This is a genomic window from Stutzerimonas stutzeri (assembly GCF_024448955.1).
GTDB lineage: Bacteria > Pseudomonadota > Gammaproteobacteria > Pseudomonadales > Pseudomonadaceae > Stutzerimonas > Stutzerimonas stutzeri_AQ.
In genome coordinates, this window is sequence record NZ_JAMOIH010000005.1 from 18,713 (window position 1) to 36,745 (window position 18,033).

The window sequence follows — 18,033 nt, forward strand, 5'->3', positions numbered from 1 at the left end:
CAGGCAACCCAAAGGAGAACACCATGCATGTCCTGTCCACACGCGCCCAGTTGGCAATAGGCGCCGCGCTGATCCTGCTGATGGCCATGACCCGTGGCCAACACTTCGCCAGCGTCGAGAATCTGCCCAGCGCCAGCTGGTCGATTTTCTTCCTTGCCGGCTTCTACCTGCGTTCGCGCTGGATGTTCGTGCTGCTGTTTGCCGAGGCCTCCGTGTTGGACTTCGGTTCCCTGGCCAGCGGCAGCATCAGTGACTGGTGCCTGTCGCCAGCCTATTGGGCGCTGGTGCCGGCTTACGGCAGCCTGTGGCTGGCCGGGCGGCTGTTCGCCGGCTGGCAGCGCGACGATCTGCGCAGCCTGGCCGTGCTGGCGTTGACGCTGGCAGTGGCGGCTTTCGTCGCTTATCTGTTCTCCGGCGGCGGCTTCTACTTCTTCTCTGGCCGCTACTTCGAACCGACGCTGGTCGGCTTCCTGGCGCGCATCGCCGAGTACGTGCCGCGTCATCTGGGTAACCTGGCGTTCTACGTCGGCACGGCGCTGGTGCTGCATGCTGGCGTCGTCTCGGCGCTGCGCCTGGTGCGCGCGCGGGAGGTGCACTGATGGACGGGCGCGACGCACGGCACAAGGCGCGCATGCAGCGCAAGAAAGCGGTGGTCGATGCGAAGATCGCCGAGGCCCAGGAAGAATACGGCCTACTGCTGGTACACACCGGCAACGGCAAAGGCAAGAGTAGCTCGGCCTTCGGCATGGTCGCCCGCGCGCTGGGCCACGGCATCAAGGTCGGCGTAGTGCAGTTTATCAAGGGTGCCGCCAGCACTGGTGAGGAGAGCTTTTTTCGGCGCTTTCCCGATGAGGTTCGCTATCACGTAATGGGCGAGGGTTTCACTTGGGAAACCCAGGACCGCCAGCGCGACATCGCCAAGGCCAAGGAGGCTTGGGCCGTCGCGGCCGAGTTGCTGGCCGATCCGGAGATAGGATTGGTGGTGCTGGACGAGCTGAACATTGCGCTGAAATACGGCTACCTAGAACTCGAGCCGGTGCTCGCCGATATTGAGTCGCGGCCGCTGCTGCAGCATGTTGTGGCTACCGGTCGCGGCGCGCCGCCTGCGCTTATTGAAGCGGCGGATACCGTGACCGAAATGAACCTGGTCAAGCATGCCTTCAAGGCGGGCGTGAAGGCGCAGAAGGGCGTGGAATTCTGATGCTGGCGCTCACGGGCCGGGTAGGGTGGATGACGTTTCACCCATCCACCGTCGGCGTTGTCGGTGGATGGGTGAAGCGTCATCCACCCTATGATGACGAGAGGTCGCGATGAATATCAGAAGCTGTCCCGCACTGCTGATTGCCGCGCCAGCGTCCGGACAAGGCAAAACAACCGTCACCGCTGGCCTGGCACGCCTGCATACGCGACTGGGCAAACGCGTCCGGGTGTTCAAATGCGGTCCGGACTTTCTCGATCCGATGGTGCTGGCGCGTGCTAGTGGTCATCCGGTCTACCAGCTCGATCTGTGGATGGTGGGCGAAGCCGAAAGCCGCCGGCTGTTGTGGGAAGCGGCCGGCGAGGCCGATCTGATATTGATCGAAGGCGTCATGGGGCTGTTCGACGGCACACCATCGGCGGCTGACCTGGCGCGGCATTTCGATATTCCGGTGCTGGCGGTAATCGACGGTTCGGCCATGGCGCAAACGTTTGGCGCGCTGGCACACGGCTTGGCCAGCTATCAGCCGGACCTGCCATTTGCGGGTGTGCTGGCCAATCGAGTAGGCAGCAGCCGGCATGGCGAGATTTTGCGGGACTGTTTGCCGGAGCGGATACATTGGTTTGGCGCCTTGCCGCGCAGCGATTCCGTAAGTTTGCCGAGCCGGCATCTGGGGCTGGTGCAAGCGCAGGAACTGGCTGATCTGGATGCCCGGCTCGATGCGGCGGCCGATGCGCTGGCAGCGAGTGCCGACGGCGAACTGCTGGCGAAGGTGAGCTTTCCACCACCGGAGCCCTTGACCATCCCGCAGCTGCTGCAAGGCGTGCGCATCGGTGTCGCGCGGGATGCCGCCTTCGCCTTTGTCTATCAGGCCAATCTCGATCTGTTGCAGGCGCTGGGCGCCGAGCTTCTGTTTTTTTCCCCGCTGCATTTTTCCAGGCTGCCTGCGGTAGACAGCCTGTACCTGCCCGGCGGATACCCCGAGTTGCATCTGGGTACGTTGGCTCGTAATCGGCCCATGTGCGAGGCGATCAGAGCGCATCACGCAGCGGGCAAGCCGATCCTCGGCGAATGTGGCGGGATGCTTTACTTGCTCGACGGGCTGACCGATCAGGCCGGTGCGCGCGAGGACATGCTCGGCTTGCTGCCTGGCGAAGCGAGGATGCAGAAGCGCTTGACCGCGCTGGCGCTGCAAGAGGTCGAACTGCCGGAAGGGCGCCTGCGCGGCCACACCTTTCATCATTCTTCACTCGACTCGACTATGCAGCCGCTGGCTCGCGGTGAATGTCCGAATTACAAGCGCACTGCCGAGGCAGTGTTCCGGCAGGGCCGGCTGACGGCCTCCTACATTCATTTCTACCTGGCATCCGATCCGCACGCCGCTGCGGCGTTGTTCAAGCCATGAGCGAGCACGCGTTCACCGAGGCGCAGCGCGCCGGCGTCTACCGCGCCATTGCCGAACGACGCGACATGCGCCATTTCAGCGGCGGCGAGATAGCGCCGGAGCTGTTTGCTCGACTGTTGGAAGCCGCGCATCAGGCGCCTAGCGTCGGTCTGATGCAACCTTGGCGATTCATCCGTATCCGCAAGGCCGAGTTGCGTTCGGCCGTTGCCGAGCTGGTCGAGCGGGAACGAGTGTTGACGGCCGAAGCACTTGGCGAGCGGGGCCGCGATTTCATGCGGTTGAAAGTCGAAGGCATCAGGGACTGTGCCGAAGTGCTGGTCGTCGCGCTGATGGATGAGCGCGAACCGCATGTGTTTGGCCGGCGCACCATGCCGCAGATGGACCTGGCCTCCGCGGCCTGCGCCATTCAGAATCTCTGGCTCGCCGCGCGAGCAGAGGGGTTGGGTATGGGCTGGGTGTCATTGTTCGATCCGCAGGCGCTGGCCGAACTGCTGCAGATGCCGACCGGAGCCGAGCCGGTGGCGGTGATCTGTCTCGGGCCGGTCGATGAATTTTATCCGGCGCCGATGCTTGCACTGCAGGGCTGGACGCAACCTCGGCCGCTGCAGGAGCTGCTGTTCGAGGACGGCTGGGAGAAACAGTCTTGAGCGTGGTGCTGAGCTGCCTCGCCGGGGTCGGCTTGGACGCGCTGCTGGGCGAACCTCGGCGCAGTCATCCGTTGGTAATCTTTGGCCGGCTGGCTGACCGACTAGAACGCCACTTCAACGGCCCGGGCGGTCGCGGCTGGCGCAGCCATGGCGTTACGGCCTGGTGCCTCGCGGTGTTGCCGCTAACCGCCATCGCCTCCTTGTTGAGCCTGCTGCCGGCGATTGGTTGGCTGATCGAAATCCTACTGTTGTACCTCGCGCTCGGCCTGCGCAGCCTGGGCGAACATCTGGTGCCGGTCGCGCTCGCTCTGCGCAATGGCGACCTGGCCGAGGCGCGGCGGCGTGTCGGCTTCATCGTCAGTCGCGATACCGGTGAACTGGATGAGCAGGGTGTGGCCCGTGCGGCGACCGAATCGGCGCTGGAGAACGGCAGTGATGCAGTGTTTGCAGCGCTGTTCTGGTTCGCGATTGCCGGTGCGCCTGGTGTGGTGTTGTACCGCTTGAGCAATACGCTGGATGCCATGTGGGGCTATCGCACCGAGCGCTTCGAGCGTTTCGGCTGGGCCGCCGCTCGCATCGATGATGCACTCAACTTCATTCCCGCCAGATTGGTTGCGCTGACCTACGCCGTGCTGGGCCAAACGCGCCAAGCCTGGCGCTGCTGGCGAAGGCAGGCGCCACTGTGGGACAGCCCCAATGCCGGGCCGGTGATGGCTGCGGGTGCCGGCGCGCTGGGAGTCTCGCTGGGCGGGCCGGCGATCTATCAGGATGTGCTGCATCAGCGTCCGGTTCTGGGCGAGGGCGACGCTCCCGGCGCGCGCGACATCGAGCGCGCCTTGGACATGGTCTGGGCTGGTGTCGGTCTCTGGTTGTTAGCATTGCTGCTGGGAGGCTGGCTGCATGCTTGAACATGGCGGACGGTTGCGGGCAGCGGCGCGCGATTTCGATATCCCGCTGACGGATTGGCTCGACCTGTCCACCGGTATCGCGCCCTATGGCCTCGACCTGCCGCCCGTTCCGGCGGATGCCTGGCGTCGTCTCCCGGAAGTCGAAGATGAACTGGAAGCCGTCGCCCGTGATTATTACGGCGCTTCCTCGTTGCTGCCGGTCGCCGGCTCGCAAGCCGCGATTCAGATGCTGCCGCGGCTGCGTCGGCATTCGCAGGTCGGCATTGTCTCGCCTTGCTATGGCGAGCACGCCGAGGCGTGGCGCGAGGGGCATCGCATCAGTGAGTTCAGCGAAGGGGCCGTACCGCGGACGCTCGATCAGCTCGACGTTCTAGTGGCGGTCAATCCGAACAATCCCACCGGGCGCCTATTGCCGCCCGAACAGCTGCTCGACTGGCATGCGCGGTTGGCGGCACACGGCGGTTGGCTGGTGGTTGATGAAGCGTTCATGGACCCGACGCCTGAATTCAGTCTGGCAAGTCATGCGCACCTGCCAGGGCTGATCGTGTTGCGCTCGTTCGGCAAGTTCTTTGCCATGGCGGGCGCGCGGGTTGGCTTCGTATTGGCTGAAGTCGAGCTGTTGCGTGCGCTGGAGAACGCCCTCGGTCCCTGGCCAATCGCCGGGCCGTCACGGTTTGTCGCCACAGCGTTGCTCGCTGACCGCAAAGGACAGCATCAGCAGCGTGCTCGGCTGCTGGAAGACGGCGAGCGGCTGGCGCGGCTGCTGTCATGTTACGGCTTGCCGCCCACAGGCGGTTGCGGCCTGTTTCAGTGGGTCGCAACGGAAGAGGCGGATCTGCTGTACGAATTTCTCGCCTGTCAGGGCATCCTCGTTCGCCGTTTTCGCTATCCGCCGAGCCTGCGTTTCGGGCTGCCGCCAGACGAGCCGGGCTGGGTCCGCCTGGCTCGCGCGCTGGCCCATTACAGAGAAATCAGAGCATGAGTACTTTGATGGTCCAGGGCACCACCTCGGATGCCGGTAAGAGCACATTGGTTACCGCGCTGTGTCGTTGGCTCCGGCGCCAGGGCGTATCCGTGGCGCCGTTCAAGCCGCAGAACATGGCGCTCAACAGCGCCGTGACGGCGGAGGGAGGCGAAATCGGCCGGGCTCAGGCCGTGCAGGCGCAGGCCGCCGGATTGGCGCCGCACACCGACATGAACCCGGTGCTGCTCAAGCCCAACAGTGACATCGGCGCGCAGGTGATCATCCATGGTCGCGCCGTCAGCAATATGGATGCCGTGGCATATCACGACTACAAACGCGTGGCGATGAAGGCGGTGCTTACCTCTCATCAGCGGCTAAGCGAAGCGTATCGAGTGGTGATGGTCGAGGGCGCCGGCTCGCCCGCCGAGATCAACCTGCGCGCCAACGACATCGCCAACATGGGCTTCGCCGAGGCGGTGGATTGCCCGGTCATTCTGATCGCCGATATCGACAAGGGCGGGGTCTTCGCGCATCTGGTCGGCACGCTGGAGTTGCTCAGCCCGAGTGAACAGGCGCTGGTAAAGGGATTTGTGATTAACCGCTTTCGGGGCGATATCGCGCTGCTGCAGCCGGGGTTGGACTGGCTCGAACAGCGCACCGGCAAGCCGGTTCTTGGGGTGTTGCCCTATTTGATGGATTTCCATCTGGAAGCCGAAGACGCGATCGACGTGCGCCAGTCCGCCAAAGCGGAGCAGACCCTGAGGGTGGTGGTGCCGGTACTGCCGCGCATCAGCAATCACACCGACTTCGACCCGCTGCGCCTGCATCCTCAGGTCGATCTGTGTTTCGTCGGTCCCGGACAGGTGATTCCCGGCGCCGATCTGATCATTCTGCCGGGCTCCAAGAGTGTCCGTGCCGATCTCGCCTGGCTGCGCGAGAACGGCTGGGAAGCGGCGATCGGGCGCCATCTGCGCTACGGCGGCAAGGTGCTCGGTATTTGCGGTGGGCTGCAGATGCTCGGTGAATGCATCGCCGATCCCCTTGGGATCGAGGGCGCGGCGGGGCAGAGCAATGGGTTCGGTCTGCTGGCTTTGTCGACTGAGTTGGCCGCTGAGAAACAATTGCGCAACGTACGTGGACGATTCTGTCTGGACGACGCCGACGTCTGCGGCTACGAGATTCACGCCGGGGTCAGCAGCGGTCCGGCGCTCGAACGAGCCGCTGTGCACCTCGACGACGGCCGAATGGATGGTGCCATCAGTCACGATGGCCAGATACTCGGTACCTACCTTCACGGCCTGTTCGAATCGTCCGCTGCCTGCGAAGCGCTATTGCGCTGGGCCGGGTTTGCGAACGCACAGCGGGTGGATTATCACGCGCTGCGCGAACGTGACATCGAGCGCTTGGCCGACTTGGTCGAGGTGCATCTGGATGGCCAGTTGTTGCGTGGGCTTTGCGGTGTTTGATGGCCACCGCCGCATCGGCTGGGTCGCACCTGCCTTACGCTCGATCCGATCTTTGAAAGGAAACCGGAATGCCTGAACTGATTCTCGGCGGTGCCCGCTCCGGCAAGAGCAGGCTGGCCGAGCGCCTGGCTAGCGAATGCGGCTTGCCGGTCACCTATATCGCCACCAGCCAGCCACTGGATGGCGAGATGAGTGAGCGTATCGCTCATCACCGAGCGCGACGGTCAACGGATTGGGCATTGGTGGAGGAGCCGCTGGCGCTGGCCTCGGTGCTGCGCGAACACGCCGGTGCCGATCGATGCCTGCTGGTGGATTGCCTGACGCTCTGGCTGACCAATCTGCTGATGCTGGACGATCCGGCCCGCTTGGCTGCCGAGCGCGATGCCTTGCTCGAATGCCTGCCCGAACTGCCGGGACGCGTGCTGCTGGTCAGCAACGAAACCGGTCTGGGCGTGGTGCCGCTGGGTGAACTGACTCGGCGCTACGTCGATGAAGCCGGGTGGCTGCACCAGGCGCTGGCCGAGCGTTGTGAGCGTGTGGTGTTCACCGTAGCGGGCTTGCCGATGCTTTTGAAAGGACAACATCTGAGTGGAGAACCGCTTTGACCGAACACTGGTGGCAGGCGCCCTGTCGCGCCCTCGATGAACGTGCGCGCCAGGCGGCGCTGGAGCGCGATGCGCAATTGACCAAGCCGAGCGGCGCACTGGGGCGCATCGAAGCACTGGTGCCGCAGCTGGCGGCGCTGCGTGGCAATGAGCGTCCAAGCGTTGACCCTGTCTGGATCACCATTTTCGCGGGGGATCATGGTGTTGCCGCTGAGGGCATTTCGGCTTTTCCGCAGTCGGTGACCGGGCAGATGCTGGGCAACTTCGTCAACGGCGGCGCCGCGATCAGCGTGCTGGCTCGTCAGCTGGGCGCGACGCTGGAAGTGGTTGACCTGGGAACGGCGTCGCCGGTTGGGCCGTTTCCCGGCGTTCGGCACTTGGTGCTGGGCGCGGGCACGGCGAACTTCGCTAAGGAGCCGGCGATGAGCATGGACATCTGCCTGCAGGCGCTGCATGCCGGGCGTGACAGCGTATTGCGTGCACAAGCAGGCCAAGCCGCGTTGTTCATCGGCGGGGAGATGGGCATCGGCAATACCACCACCGCAGCCGCTTTGGCCTGTGCAGTACTGGGATGTGACCCTCGCTATCTAGCCGGACCTGGAACGGGCCTGGATGCCGCAGGCGTGGTGCACAAATGTGCCGTTATCGAACGTGCACTGGCGCTGCATGCCGGTAATCACGACACCTTGGACTGGATGCAGCGGCTCGGCGGCTTCGAGCTGGCGGCTTTGACCGGCGCCTATCTGGCCTGCGCTCAGCAGGGCATCGTAGTGCTGGTGGATGGCTTCATCTGCAGTGTGGCGGCGCTTTGCGCGGTGCGTCTGAATCCGGCTTGTCGCGACTGGCTGCTGTTCGCCCATCGCTCGGCCGAGCCCGGCCACCTAGCTGTATTGGAAGCGCTCGATGCCCGGCCCTTGCTCGACCTCGGCCTGCGATTGGGCGAGGGCAGCGGCGCAGCGCTGGCCGTCCCTCTGCTGCGGCTCGCCTGCGCACTTCACGAGCAAATGGCGACCTTCGCTGAAGCGGCTGTCGCCGGACAGGGCGTATGAATCTTCATCTGGACATGTTGCGTCACGGCGAGACGGTCTCCGGCGGTGGCTTTCGCGGTCGACTGGACGACGCGCTCACCGAAGCCGGCTGGCAACAGATGCGCCACGCGGTCACCACTGCTGGGCCTTGGGATCGGATCATCAGCTCTCCCTTGCGTCGCTGCGCAGCTTTCGCCGTGGAATGGGCCGAGCAGTGCAAACTACCGCTGGAATTCGAACCCGACCTGCGCGAACTCGACTTCGGCGATTGGGAAGGTCGTACGGCTGCCGAACTGATGATCGACCAAAGCGAGGCCTTGGGCCGCTTCTGGAACGATCCCTACGGCTTCACCCCACCCGGCGGCGAGCGGTTGATCGATTTTGAAACGCGCGTGCTGACAGCCATCGAGCGACTCACCGACCGCTTTGCTGGCGAGCGTATCCTGCTGGTCAGCCATGCCGGCGTGATGCGCCTGCTTTTGGCCGAAGCGCGTGGTTTACCGCGCGGGCAGCTGTTGCAGGTCGAAGTGGGTCACGGACAAGTGTTCGGGCTGAGAACCGGTTTCGCCGACGCCACGCTCTGGCTGAAAGAAGCATGCAGCCTTTTCTGATCGCGCTGCAGTTTCTCACCAGCCTGCCGGTGCGGCTGAGCGGCATGCCCGCGCCGCAGAGGGTGGGCCGGTCGCTGCTTCATTACCCCTTGGTGGGGTTGCTGCTGGGCTCGATTCTCTGGCTTGGCAGTCTCGCCATCGAAGGTGCCGCGGTGCCGTTGCAGGCGGCTTTGCTACTCGCAGCCTGGGTGGCGCTGACCGGCGGGCTGCACCTCGATGGCCTTGCCGACAGTGCCGATGCCTGGGTCGGCGGTTTCGGTGATCGGGAGCGCACCCTCGCGATCATGAAAGACCCGCGCAGCGGCCCGATTGCCGTGGTGGTGCTTGTGTTGTTGCTGCTGCTCAAGTTCGTCGCGCTCCGGACGCTGCTTGCCGCAGGGGATCAGATGGCCCTGCTGCTGGCTCCGTTGCTCGGGCGCGGTGCCTTGCTCGGGCTGTTTCTGACGACACCCTATGTGCGCCCGGGCGGCCTCGGTCAGGCCCTTGCCGAGCACCTTCCACGTGCATCCGTTTGTATCGTCCTGATCGCGGTTATCGCGTTGTGTCTGGTGCTGGGCACGAGCGGTTGGTTGGCATTGGCGGTGAGCGTCGGTATCGGCTGGCTGGCACGCCGGGCGATGTGCCGGCGCATCGGCGGCACCACCGGCGACACGGCCGGTGCGCTGCTGGAGCTGGTGGAGTGCGGTGTGCTGGTCGCGCTGGCGTTACAGCTATGAATCTCAGCCGAGCAGGGCGACGGCCTTGATCTGCGCCCATACCGCTTTGCCCTCTACGACCCCAAGCTGATCCGCCGAGCGCCGGGTGATGCGCGCCAGCAAAGGCGTGCCTTGCGCGTCCAGTCGTACGAGAACGTGCGCCGGCGTATCGGCAGCGACGATCTGCTCGACGCGCGCCGGTAGCAGATTGCTGATGCTGGTGCCTTCCGCTCGTTCCAGGGCGAGGCTGACGTCTCGTGCATGGACGCGAAAGCGCAGCCGATGCCCTATTGCTTCGTCACGCCGCGCCACCAGCACTTCGCCGCCGGTAAAGACCAGGCGGGTGAGGTGATAGATCGGGTCATGTTCGGCCACCTGTGACTCGATGACCACGCCGGCGTCTTCGCTGAACGCTGTGGGCAAATCGAGGCGAGCGAGCATCTCTCGCAGCCCGCCCTGAGCCACGACGCGGCCTTCTTCAAGCAGCACCAGATGATCGGCCAGCCGGGCAACTTCGTCCGGCGAGTGGCTGACATAAAGGACGGGAATTTCCAGTTCGTCATGCAGCCGCTCCAGATACGGCAGGATTTCCTGCTTGCGCTTGAAATCGAGGGCGGCCAGTGGCTCGTCCATCAGCAGAAGCCGCGGACTGGTCAGCAGGGCGCGGGCGATGCCGACCCGCTGCCGCTCGCCGCCCGACAGGCGCTCGGGCATGCGGTCGAGCAGGTGACCAATGCCAAGCAATTCGACCGCCTGCCCCCAGATCACGCGGCGCTCGTTCCGCACGACGCGCTTCATGCCGAATTCCAGGTTGCGCTTCACCGAAAGATGGGCGAACAGGTTGGCTTCCTGAAACACATAGCCGATCGCACGTTGGTGCGGCGGTACGAAACAGCCGCTGGCCGAGTCCTGCCAGCGTTCGCCGTTGATCTCGATCCGCCCGGTTGCGTTGCGCTCGAGGCCGGCGATGCAACGCAGGCAACTGGTCTTGCCGGAACCCGAGGGGCCGAACAAGGCGGTCACGCCACGTCCGGGCAGCTTCAGATCCACGTCTAGCCGGAAGCCGGGATAGGCCATCTGCAGCTGTGCCTGGATGTTGCTTGGTCCTTCGTTCATCCGCGCCATCCTTGTTTGAGGCGGCTGCTGTATAGCACCAGCAGGACCAGGAAGGAAAACACCAGCATGCCGCCCGCCAGCCAATGGGCCTGCGCATATTCCATGGCCTCGACGTGATCGTAGATCTGCACCGACAGCACGCGGGTTTTCTCCGGTATGTTGCCGCCGATCATCAGCACCACGCCAAATTCCCCGACGGTGTGGGCGAAGCCGAGGATGCTGGCGGTGATGAATCCGGGGCGAGCGAGTGGAAGAACGACCGTGAAGAAGGTATCCAGCGGCCCGGCACGCAGCGTCGCGGCGGCTTCCAACGGACGTTCGCCGATGGATTCGAAGGCGTTCTGCAGCGGCTGCACGACGAAGGGCATCGAATAGAACACCGAGCCCACCACCAGACCCGCAAAGGTAAACGGCAGAGTGCCGAGCCCGAGGCTTTGCGTCAGCTGTCCGACCGGACCGTTCGGGCCCATGGCGACCAGCAGGTAAAAGCCCAGCACGCTCGGCGGCAGCACCAATGGCAGCGCCACCACCGCACCGATCGGCCCCTTGAGGCGCGACTGGGTACGCGCCAGCCACCAGGCGATCGGCGTGCCGATCACCAACAACAACAGCGTGGTGATACCGGCAAGCTTGAGTGTCAGCAGGACGGCTGCCAAGCCTGCATCGTCCAGAGGCATCATGGCGGCGTCATTCCAGGCCGTAGCCGTATGCCTCGATTACCTCGGCGGCTTTTGCGCTTTTGAGGTATTTGAGCAGAGCCTGCGCCGCGCGGTTGTCGCGGCCCTTGTTCAGCAAGAGGGCATCCTGGCGAATGGGTGGATGAAAGGACGCCGGTACGATCCAGCCGGAGCCTTCACCGATCGCACCCTCGTTCACGACCTGAGAAAGGGCGACGAAGCCGAGTTCGGCGTTGCCGCTGGCGACGAACTGATGCGCCTGGGCGATGTTTTCGCCCTGTACCAGCCGGCCACGCGCTGATTCGGTCAGGCCGAGTTTTTCCAGCGTGGCCATGGCCGCGGCTCCGTAAGGGGCGGTTTTCGGATTGGCGATGGAGAGATGGCGATAGGGTTGCCGGGTCAGCGTGGTCTGGTCATCGACGTAATCGCTGCGTGCCGACCACAGCACCAATGTGCCGATGGCGTAAGGGAAGCGGCTGCCGGCAACGCCCAGGCCCTCGCTTTCCAGCTTGGCCGGGACTGCTTCGTCAGCGGCCAGCAACACGTCGAACGGCGCGCCGTTGTGAATCTGCGCATAAAACTTACCGGTCGCACCAAAGGCGAGTACGACTTTGTGTCCGGTGTCCTGTTCGAAGCGTTCGGCGATCACCTGCATCGGCTTGGTGAAATTCGAGGCCACCGCGACCTGCACCTCGGCGGCTTGGCCGGCCAAGGGCAGCAGCGCGATCATAAACAGGGCGGCGATTGTGCAAAGACGCTTCATCCGTTTCTCCTTAGTCCACGGCGATGATGACGTGCGACGCCTTGATCAGCGCCGTACAGGATTGCCCGATTGCCAGGCCCAGCTCCTCGGTGCTCTCGTTGGTAACGACAGCACCCAACGTGCGGTTACCGGGCAGCAGCAATTTCACTTCGCAGTTCACCGCGCCGGGCGTCAGGCTGCTGATGGTGCCGGTCAGGCGGTTGCGGGCGCTGATTTTCACCGTCGGATCAGGCGACAAGAGCACGAAGCTGGCTTTGATCAGCGCCATCGCGGTCTTGCCGGGCGCCAGGTGGAGTTCGTCGATGCTGTCGTTAGTCAACGTGGCGGTAATCGTCTGGCCTTCCCCGATATCGAGAGTCAGGCTGCCGTTCACTGCGCCTTTTTCAACCTGGGTGATGCGTCCACGAAACTGGTTGCGTGCGCTGGTTTTCATGGCGATTGCCCGGAGGAGTTTGTCGATGTCGTCGAAGCCTTCGATGCCCTGTGCTACCTGCGCGAGAAAGCGCTCGTATTCCTGTTGCATACGCTGCCAGACGTGCAGCATTTCGCGACCGAAGTCGGTCAGCTGGGTACCGCCGCCTTTTGCACCGCCCGCTGCTCGAACCACCAAGGGGCGTTCCGACAGGTTGTTCATCGCATCCACCGCATCCCAGGCGGCCTTGTAGCTGAGGTTGATGGCTTTAGCCGCACGAGTGATCGAGCCTGTCGCCTCGATCTGTTCCAGCAGTTCGATGCGTTTGCCACCGAGATAGCCCTTCTCGCCGCGGTTGAACCAAAGTTGCCCGTCGATGCGCAATGGTCCGAGATGCTGTGGATCGTTCATGTTTGGCCCTTGTGAGTGCGCGCATTCTGCCAAGCGCTATATAGATCTGTATATAGCGTAATCGGAGCTGCTCGGAATATTTACTGCGCCGATGAAAAGGGCAGACGTTGCCGGTTGGGTAGCTCAGGCGTAGCGTGTGGCGATCCCGCTCGGAGATTTGCCATGAGAATCCAACTGATCGTTGCCTCACTCGCCCTGACGCTGCTGGCCGGCAATGCCACGGCGGATCAGTGCCCGGCCTTGCTGCAGCATGACCTGCCGAAACTGCGTTCGAAGGAAACCATCGACCTGTGCCAAGAGTTCCAGGGCAAGGCGTTGGTGGTCGTCAACACCGCCAGCTTCTGTGGCTTCGCGCCGCAATTCGAAGGCCTCGAAGCGCTCTACCAGCGATACAAGGACGACGGGTTGGCGGTACTTGGCGTGCCGTCCGATGACTTTTTTCAAGAGTCGGACGATGCCGCCGAGACGGCGGAGGTCTGCTACGTCAATTACGGCGTGACCTTCGCCATGGCGCAGACGCAACCCGTGCGGGGTAGCGATGCGATACCGCTGTTCAAGGAATTGGCCGAGCAGGCCGGAGGTGCGCCACGCTGGAATTTCTACAAGTACGTGGTGGATCGCAACGGCAAGGTCGTCGACTACTTTTCCAGCAAGGTCGAGCCGGACGATCCGAAGCTGATCGCTGCGGTGGAGAAGGCGTTGGGCGAGTAGCGAGGGGGAAAGAAGCCCCGGCCGAGCGGCCGGGGCGGAGGTGCATCAGAAGCGGTAGCTTAGAGCAGCGCCGAAGCCGTGGGCGCTGTTTTCGTAGGTGGCGTTGTAGGACGCTTGGCGAATCTTGGTGTCCTCTTCCCAAAGGTAGGAGTAGGCCAGGTCCACTGTCATGTCATCGGTCGGGTTCCAAGCCAAGCCAAAGCTTACAGCCGTACGGTCGCCAGTCGGAATGCGTGGCGAGCGGTGGGTGTTGTTAGTCGGGCTTTGGTCCAAGGCCACGCCAGTGCGCAGGGTCCATTCCTTGTTCAGCTTGTAGGCGGCGCCGAGCGCGTAGGACCAGGTGTCGTGCCAATCTTGTTCTTCTTCGATTGTGCCGAAAAGACCTGAGGCCGGGCCAGGCGCTACACCTTCATTTTCCACAATGATCGTTTCAAGACGGCTCCAACGAGTCAGTGTCGCGCCACCGTAGATCGTCCACTGATCGTTCAATTCATGGGTCAACGAGAAATCGATGGATTCAGGCGTTTCCAGGTCAAGGGAGGCATCGTACTTACCATAGGCGTTTGCGCCGAAAGTTCCCAAGGCCGGGTCGTTTCCGGTGATCTTGGTATCGCCCTCTAGCTTGTAGTCAACTTTTGAGTGATAGGTTAAACCAGCCCGTGTATGAGGGCTGAACTCGTACAGCATCCCGATATTGAAACCAAGAGCGGTGTCGTCGCCTTTGATTTTTACCCGACTATCGCTCGCACCAAGCACGGGAGGTACTGCGCTCTCCAGCTGCCCATCGATACGGTTGATCGTCGGGCCAAAGCCAACCGACAATTTCTCGTTAAAGCGATAGCTGACAGTAGGCTGTACGGTGATAACCCGCACTTCGCTGTAGTCACCGTGATAGCGACCAGAGAACCCGCTTTCATAGTCCGTGATCAGGCCAAACGGGACGTAAACGCCAACACCAACTGCCCACTTTTCGTCCAGTGGCTTGACGTAGTAGCCCATCGGTATAGCAGTGAACGGCACCATATCGCCATCGTTGCTGCCTGGAGCGCCACTAGCGTTCTTAATATCCGTCTTGGCATTGATCGCCGCCATCCCAAAGCTCACTTCCTCGCGCTTGAGGCGCGACATGCCGGCTGGGTTGCCGAACAGGGTGGTGGCGTCATCGGCAGAAGAGGAGCGACCGGCAAACGAGGTGCCCATGCCGCTGACGCTCTGCTCGTTAAGGGCGAAACCGGCAGCCATCGCCTGAGTGGAAAGGGCGCCCACGGCTACTGCGATCGCGGTCTTCAACCAAGTTGTTTTCATTGTTGTACTCCAGAGAAAAAAGCGGCTCGGACCCTATCAAGCTTCTCTGATTCGTCGCAAACGAAAGAGTGCAATTTTTCGTAAAGCGCGACGATCGGCGGCAAAAACAGGCAAACAGCCTAAAACTCACTAGGCATATCTTGACCGCTCGGCCACTCTTCCGTTGGAGTTCTCTCAGGCGACAGGCCGCTGTGGATCGGTGATCCACTCGCTCCAGGACCCTGGATAAAGTTTGGCCAGCGGATAGCCGGCGAGGCACAGCGCAAACAGGTTATGGCACGCCGTTACGCCGGAACCGCAATAGGCCACCAGATTGTTCGCAGGCCGATCGGCAAGTTGCTGGCTGAAACGTGCGCGCAGCTGGTCGGGCGAGAGGAAGCGCCCGTCAGCATCGAGGTTCTCGGTAAACGGAACGCAGGCGGCGCCTGGAATGTGTCCGGCAACCGGATCGATCGGTTCAACTTTGCCAAGAAAACGGGGCAGGGCGCGGGCATCTATCAGGGTCAGGATTGGCGTTTCAAGCTCGCCCGAAAGCGCCGCTGCGTCGATGGTCAGGTTGTCATCGGGTTGTCCGTGGAATCTCCCTGCCACCGCCGCAGGCACCTGTTGCTCGACTGGCAGACCGGCGTCGCACCAGGCGCGGTAGCCCCCGTCGAGCAGGTATACGCCGTCACGCTTGCCTAGCCAAGCCAGCAGCCACCAGGCCCGAGCGGCGAAGGCGCCGGGGCCGTCGTCATAGAGCACGATTTCGCTGTCGTCATTCAAACCCAGTGCCTGGAACGTTGCGATCAAAGCCTCAGGGTCCGGCAGCGGATGCCGGCCGGTTACGCCCGGTACGATTTTTCCAGACAGATCGCGTTCGAGATCGGCATGGCGGGCGCCGGGAATATGCGCATCGGCGTAGCTGCGTCCGCCGTAATCTGGATCATCCAATGCGTAGCGGCAATCGAGGATACGCAGTGCAGGTTCATGCAGGCGCGCGGCCAGTTGGTCGGCGCTGATCAGTTGGGCAAGCGGCATGGCGGGGCTCCATTCTGAGATTCGCGAAACGTTAGCACGCGATGGATGAGCAGGGCGCGGCGTGACCCGAGCGATATATACTGCGCGCCTTTCGACCAGGCGTCCGGTCGCGAGCCGAATAACAAGGAGGGCCTAGTGGCCATCGAAACTCAATGGGTGCTGGATGACGCGCATCTGGCCCGTCTGTGTGGCGAGTGGCGCCAGCTGCCTTACGTGGCGGTGGATACCGAGTTCATGCGGGTCGATACCTTCTACCCGATTGCTGCCCTGTTGCAGGTTGGCGACGGACGTTGCGCTTATCTGATCGATCCGTTGCGGATCAGCGATTGGAGCGCCTTTGCCGGTCTGCTGGAAGACCCGGCCGTGGTGAAGGTTCTGCATGCCTGCAGCGAAGATCTGGAGGTGCTCTGGCGTCTGACCGGCAGCTTGCCAACGCCGTTGTTTGATACGCAGCTTGCCGCCGGCTACCTGAATATTGGCTTCTCCATGGGCTATTCACGCCTGGTGCAGAGCGTGCTGAACATCGAACTGCCCAAGGGCGAAACGCGCTCCGACTGGCTCCAGCGACCGCTGAGCGAGATGCAGATTCGCTACGCCGCCGAAGATGCGCAGCATCTGGCCGAGCTGTACGAGGCGCTGCAGCCGAGACTGGCAGATGACAAGCGTGCCTGGGTGATTGAAGACGGTGCCGAGCTGGTAGCCAATCTGCAGCGCGAAACGGATCCTGATGAAGCCTATCGCGACGTCAAGCAGGCCTGGCGTCTCAAGCCGCGACAGCTCGCGGTGTTGCGTGTACTGACTGCTTGGCGAGAGCGTGAGGCGCGAGCGCGCAATCAACCGCGCAATCGGGTGTTGCGTGAGCACAGCCTGTGGCCGCTGGCGCGTACCCAGCCGACCGATCTTGTAAGCCTCGCGCGTATTGACGACATGCATCCGCGCACCGTGCGTCAGGATGGTGAAACCCTGCTGGAGCTGATCCGCGCTGGCGCCGCCACGTCTGAGCAGGAGTGGCCTGAGCCGTTGCCGGAGCCGCTGCCGCTGGAAGTGTCGGGGCTCTTGAAAAAGCTGCGTGCGGTAGGTCAGCGCGAAGCCGAGGCGCTCGATATCGCGCCTGAACTGATGTTGCGCAAGAAGGTGCTCGAAGCCTTGCTGAAGACCGGCTATCCGGATGGGCCTTATGAGTTGCCTGATTCGCTACGCGGTTGGCGTCGCGAGCGTATGGGCCAAGCCCTTCTCGATGTATTGGAAGTGAAGTCATGAAACGCATCTGCTCTATATATAGAAGCCCCCGCAAGAACGGAATGTACCTGTACGTCGAGCGTAGCGAGGCGTTGGCACGGGTGCCTGAAGCCTTGCTTGCCGCCTTCGGCCCGCCCCAGCTCGCCTTCGATATTGTCCTGACGCCAGAGCGCAAACTGGCCCAGGAGGACATCGCGACGGTGCTCGATAATCTGGAAAAGCAGGGTTATCACCTGCAGATGCCGCCGCCTGAGGAAGAGTACATCGAGCATTTGCCCGAAGAGCTGCTGCGCCGCAACGATCCTGTTTAAGCCGGCGTGTGCCCGAGCTTGGCCAGTCGCATCGCAATGGCTAGACTCGCGCCTTTATTCGAGATGGCAAATTCCATGGCGGCAAAAGTCGAACCCTTCTGGAAGCGCAAAACCCTCGCCGAGCTGGACTCGGTCGAGTGGGAGTCGCTGTGCGACGGCTGCGGCTTGTGCTGCCTGCAGAAGCTCGAAGATGAAGAGGACGGCAGCGTCTACTACACCCGCATCGCCTGTAAATTGCTTGATCTGAACAGCTGCCGTTGCACGGATTATCCCAACCGACGGGCCAGTGTGCCCGATTGCATACAGCTGACCGCAGCGGATGCCGCGCAATTCAAGTGGCTGCCACCGACCTGCGGTTATCGACTGGTAGCCGAGGGTAAGGATCTCCCGCTCTGGCATCATCTGGTTTGCGGCGACCCGGATGCGGTGCATGCCGAGCGGATTTCTCAGTCCGGGCGGATGATCGCCGAGGGCTCCGTCGCCGAGGACGACTGGGAAGATCATTTGATTTTCCGAGCCGGTTGAATCTCCGTCTGGACGC

General features: G+C 62.9%; 21 protein-coding genes. 15 read left to right on the top strand and 6 right to left on the bottom strand.

Annotation, left to right across the window (positions count from 1 at the left end; translation table 11 throughout):
- The first annotated feature begins 23 nt into the window (after positions 1 to 23).
- From NA645_RS06600 to NA645_RS06650, 11 genes are all read left to right on the top strand, one after another.
- The gene (locus tag NA645_RS06600; protein WP_256048107.1) at positions 24 to 599 is read left to right on the top strand and encodes a hypothetical protein; all 576 of its coding nucleotides are present in this window, start codon (positions 24 to 26) and stop codon (positions 597 to 599) included.
- Entirely contained in the window at positions 599 to 1,201 is a 603-nt protein-coding gene (gene cobO, locus NA645_RS06605) for a cob(I)yrinic acid a,c-diamide adenosyltransferase (RefSeq protein ID WP_256048108.1), read from the top strand. The genes NA645_RS06600 and cobO overlap by 1 nt, the downstream gene beginning before the upstream one ends.
- Positions 1,202 to 1,310: 109 nt before the next feature.
- A complete protein-coding gene (locus NA645_RS06610) occupies positions 1,311 to 2,603 on the top strand; it encodes a cobyrinate a,c-diamide synthase (RefSeq protein WP_256048109.1) in 1,293 nt (430 codons plus the stop codon).
- Entirely contained in the window at positions 2,600 to 3,250 is a 651-nt protein-coding gene (gene bluB, locus NA645_RS06615) for a 5,6-dimethylbenzimidazole synthase (protein WP_256048110.1), read from the top strand. The genes NA645_RS06610 and bluB overlap by 4 nt, the downstream gene beginning before the upstream one ends.
- A complete protein-coding gene (gene cbiB / locus NA645_RS06620) occupies positions 3,247 to 4,158 on the top strand; it encodes an adenosylcobinamide-phosphate synthase CbiB (protein ID WP_256048111.1) in 912 nt (303 codons plus the stop codon). The genes bluB and cbiB overlap by 4 nt, the downstream gene beginning before the upstream one ends.
- Positions 4,151 to 5,140: a threonine-phosphate decarboxylase CobD gene (cobD, locus tag NA645_RS06625; RefSeq protein ID WP_256048112.1), complete on the top strand. Its 990-nt coding sequence runs from the start codon at positions 4,151 to 4,153 to the stop codon at positions 5,138 to 5,140. The genes cbiB and cobD overlap by 8 nt, the downstream gene beginning before the upstream one ends.
- The gene (locus NA645_RS06630; RefSeq protein WP_256048113.1) at positions 5,137 to 6,588 is read left to right on the top strand and encodes a cobyric acid synthase; all 1,452 of its coding nucleotides are present in this window, start codon (positions 5,137 to 5,139) and stop codon (positions 6,586 to 6,588) included. Before cobD ends, NA645_RS06630 begins: the two co-directional genes overlap by 4 nt.
- A 68-nt stretch (positions 6,589 to 6,656) precedes the next feature.
- Positions 6,657 to 7,193 (top strand): bifunctional adenosylcobinamide kinase/adenosylcobinamide-phosphate guanylyltransferase, encoded by a 537-nt coding sequence (gene cobU, locus NA645_RS06635; protein WP_256048114.1) that lies wholly within the window; start codon positions 6,657 to 6,659, stop codon positions 7,191 to 7,193.
- Positions 7,190 to 8,242 (top strand): nicotinate-nucleotide--dimethylbenzimidazole phosphoribosyltransferase, encoded by a 1,053-nt coding sequence (gene cobT / locus NA645_RS06640; RefSeq protein WP_256048115.1) that lies wholly within the window; start codon positions 7,190 to 7,192, stop codon positions 8,240 to 8,242. The genes cobU and cobT overlap by 4 nt, the downstream gene beginning before the upstream one ends.
- Positions 8,239 to 8,832 (top strand): alpha-ribazole phosphatase family protein, encoded by a 594-nt coding sequence (cobC, locus tag NA645_RS06645; protein ID WP_256048116.1) that lies wholly within the window; start codon positions 8,239 to 8,241, stop codon positions 8,830 to 8,832. The genes cobT and cobC overlap by 4 nt, the downstream gene beginning before the upstream one ends.
- Complete coding sequence (locus NA645_RS06650) at positions 8,817 to 9,548, top strand: adenosylcobinamide-GDP ribazoletransferase (protein WP_256048117.1); 732 nt, start codon at positions 8,817 to 8,819, stop codon at positions 9,546 to 9,548. Before cobC ends, NA645_RS06650 begins: the two co-directional genes overlap by 16 nt.
- Positions 9,549 to 9,551: 3 nt before the next feature.
- Here NA645_RS06650 and modC read toward each other — a convergent pair whose 3' ends face one another.
- From modC to NA645_RS06670, 4 genes are read right to left on the bottom strand one after another with little or no spacing between them, the layout of a single operon-like run.
- On the bottom strand, positions 9,552 to 10,643 hold the full coding sequence (gene modC / locus NA645_RS06655; RefSeq protein WP_256048118.1) for a molybdenum ABC transporter ATP-binding protein: 1,092 nt from the start codon (positions 10,641 to 10,643) through the stop codon (positions 9,552 to 9,554).
- On the bottom strand, positions 10,640 to 11,320 hold the full coding sequence (gene modB / locus NA645_RS06660) for a molybdate ABC transporter permease subunit (RefSeq protein WP_256048325.1): 681 nt from the start codon (positions 11,318 to 11,320) through the stop codon (positions 10,640 to 10,642). The genes modC and modB overlap by 4 nt, the downstream gene beginning before the upstream one ends.
- Before the next feature lie 10 nt (positions 11,321 to 11,330).
- Positions 11,331 to 12,083, bottom strand: a complete 753-nt coding sequence (modA, locus tag NA645_RS06665) for a molybdate ABC transporter substrate-binding protein (protein ID WP_256048119.1) — start codon at positions 12,081 to 12,083, stop codon at positions 11,331 to 11,333.
- A 10-nt stretch (positions 12,084 to 12,093) separates the two neighbouring features.
- Positions 12,094 to 12,906: a TOBE domain-containing protein gene (locus NA645_RS06670; protein ID WP_256048120.1), complete on the bottom strand. Its 813-nt coding sequence runs from the start codon at positions 12,904 to 12,906 to the stop codon at positions 12,094 to 12,096.
- Between the two features lie 162 nt (positions 12,907 to 13,068).
- Here NA645_RS06670 and NA645_RS06675 point away from each other — a divergent pair, with 162 nt between their 5' ends.
- A complete protein-coding gene (locus tag NA645_RS06675; RefSeq protein WP_256048121.1) occupies positions 13,069 to 13,617 on the top strand; it encodes a glutathione peroxidase in 549 nt (182 codons plus the stop codon).
- A gap of 45 nt (positions 13,618 to 13,662) precedes the next feature.
- Here the strand turns inward: NA645_RS06675 and NA645_RS06680 are convergent, their stop codons facing one another.
- Positions 13,663 to 14,922, bottom strand: a complete 1,260-nt coding sequence (locus NA645_RS06680) for an OmpP1/FadL family transporter (protein WP_256048122.1) — start codon at positions 14,920 to 14,922, stop codon at positions 13,663 to 13,665.
- 174 nt (positions 14,923 to 15,096) lie between these two features.
- On the bottom strand, positions 15,097 to 15,942 hold the full coding sequence (locus tag NA645_RS06685; protein ID WP_256048123.1) for a sulfurtransferase: 846 nt from the start codon (positions 15,940 to 15,942) through the stop codon (positions 15,097 to 15,099).
- Between the two features lie 135 nt (positions 15,943 to 16,077).
- Between NA645_RS06685 and rnd the strand changes: the two genes are divergently transcribed.
- From rnd to NA645_RS06700, 3 genes are all read left to right on the top strand, one after another.
- Positions 16,078 to 17,202: a ribonuclease D gene (gene rnd, locus NA645_RS06690; protein ID WP_256048124.1), complete on the top strand. Its 1,125-nt coding sequence runs from the start codon at positions 16,078 to 16,080 to the stop codon at positions 17,200 to 17,202.
- Positions 17,199 to 17,492, top strand: coding sequence for a YcgL domain-containing protein (locus tag NA645_RS06695; RefSeq protein WP_256048125.1), 294 nt, complete (start codon positions 17,199 to 17,201; stop codon positions 17,490 to 17,492). The genes rnd and NA645_RS06695 overlap by 4 nt, the downstream gene beginning before the upstream one ends.
- Positions 17,493 to 17,567: 75 nt before the next feature.
- Positions 17,568 to 18,017 (top strand): YcgN family cysteine cluster protein, encoded by a 450-nt coding sequence (locus NA645_RS06700; RefSeq protein ID WP_181102365.1) that lies wholly within the window; start codon positions 17,568 to 17,570, stop codon positions 18,015 to 18,017.
- Positions 18,018 to 18,033: the final 16 nt, after the last annotated feature.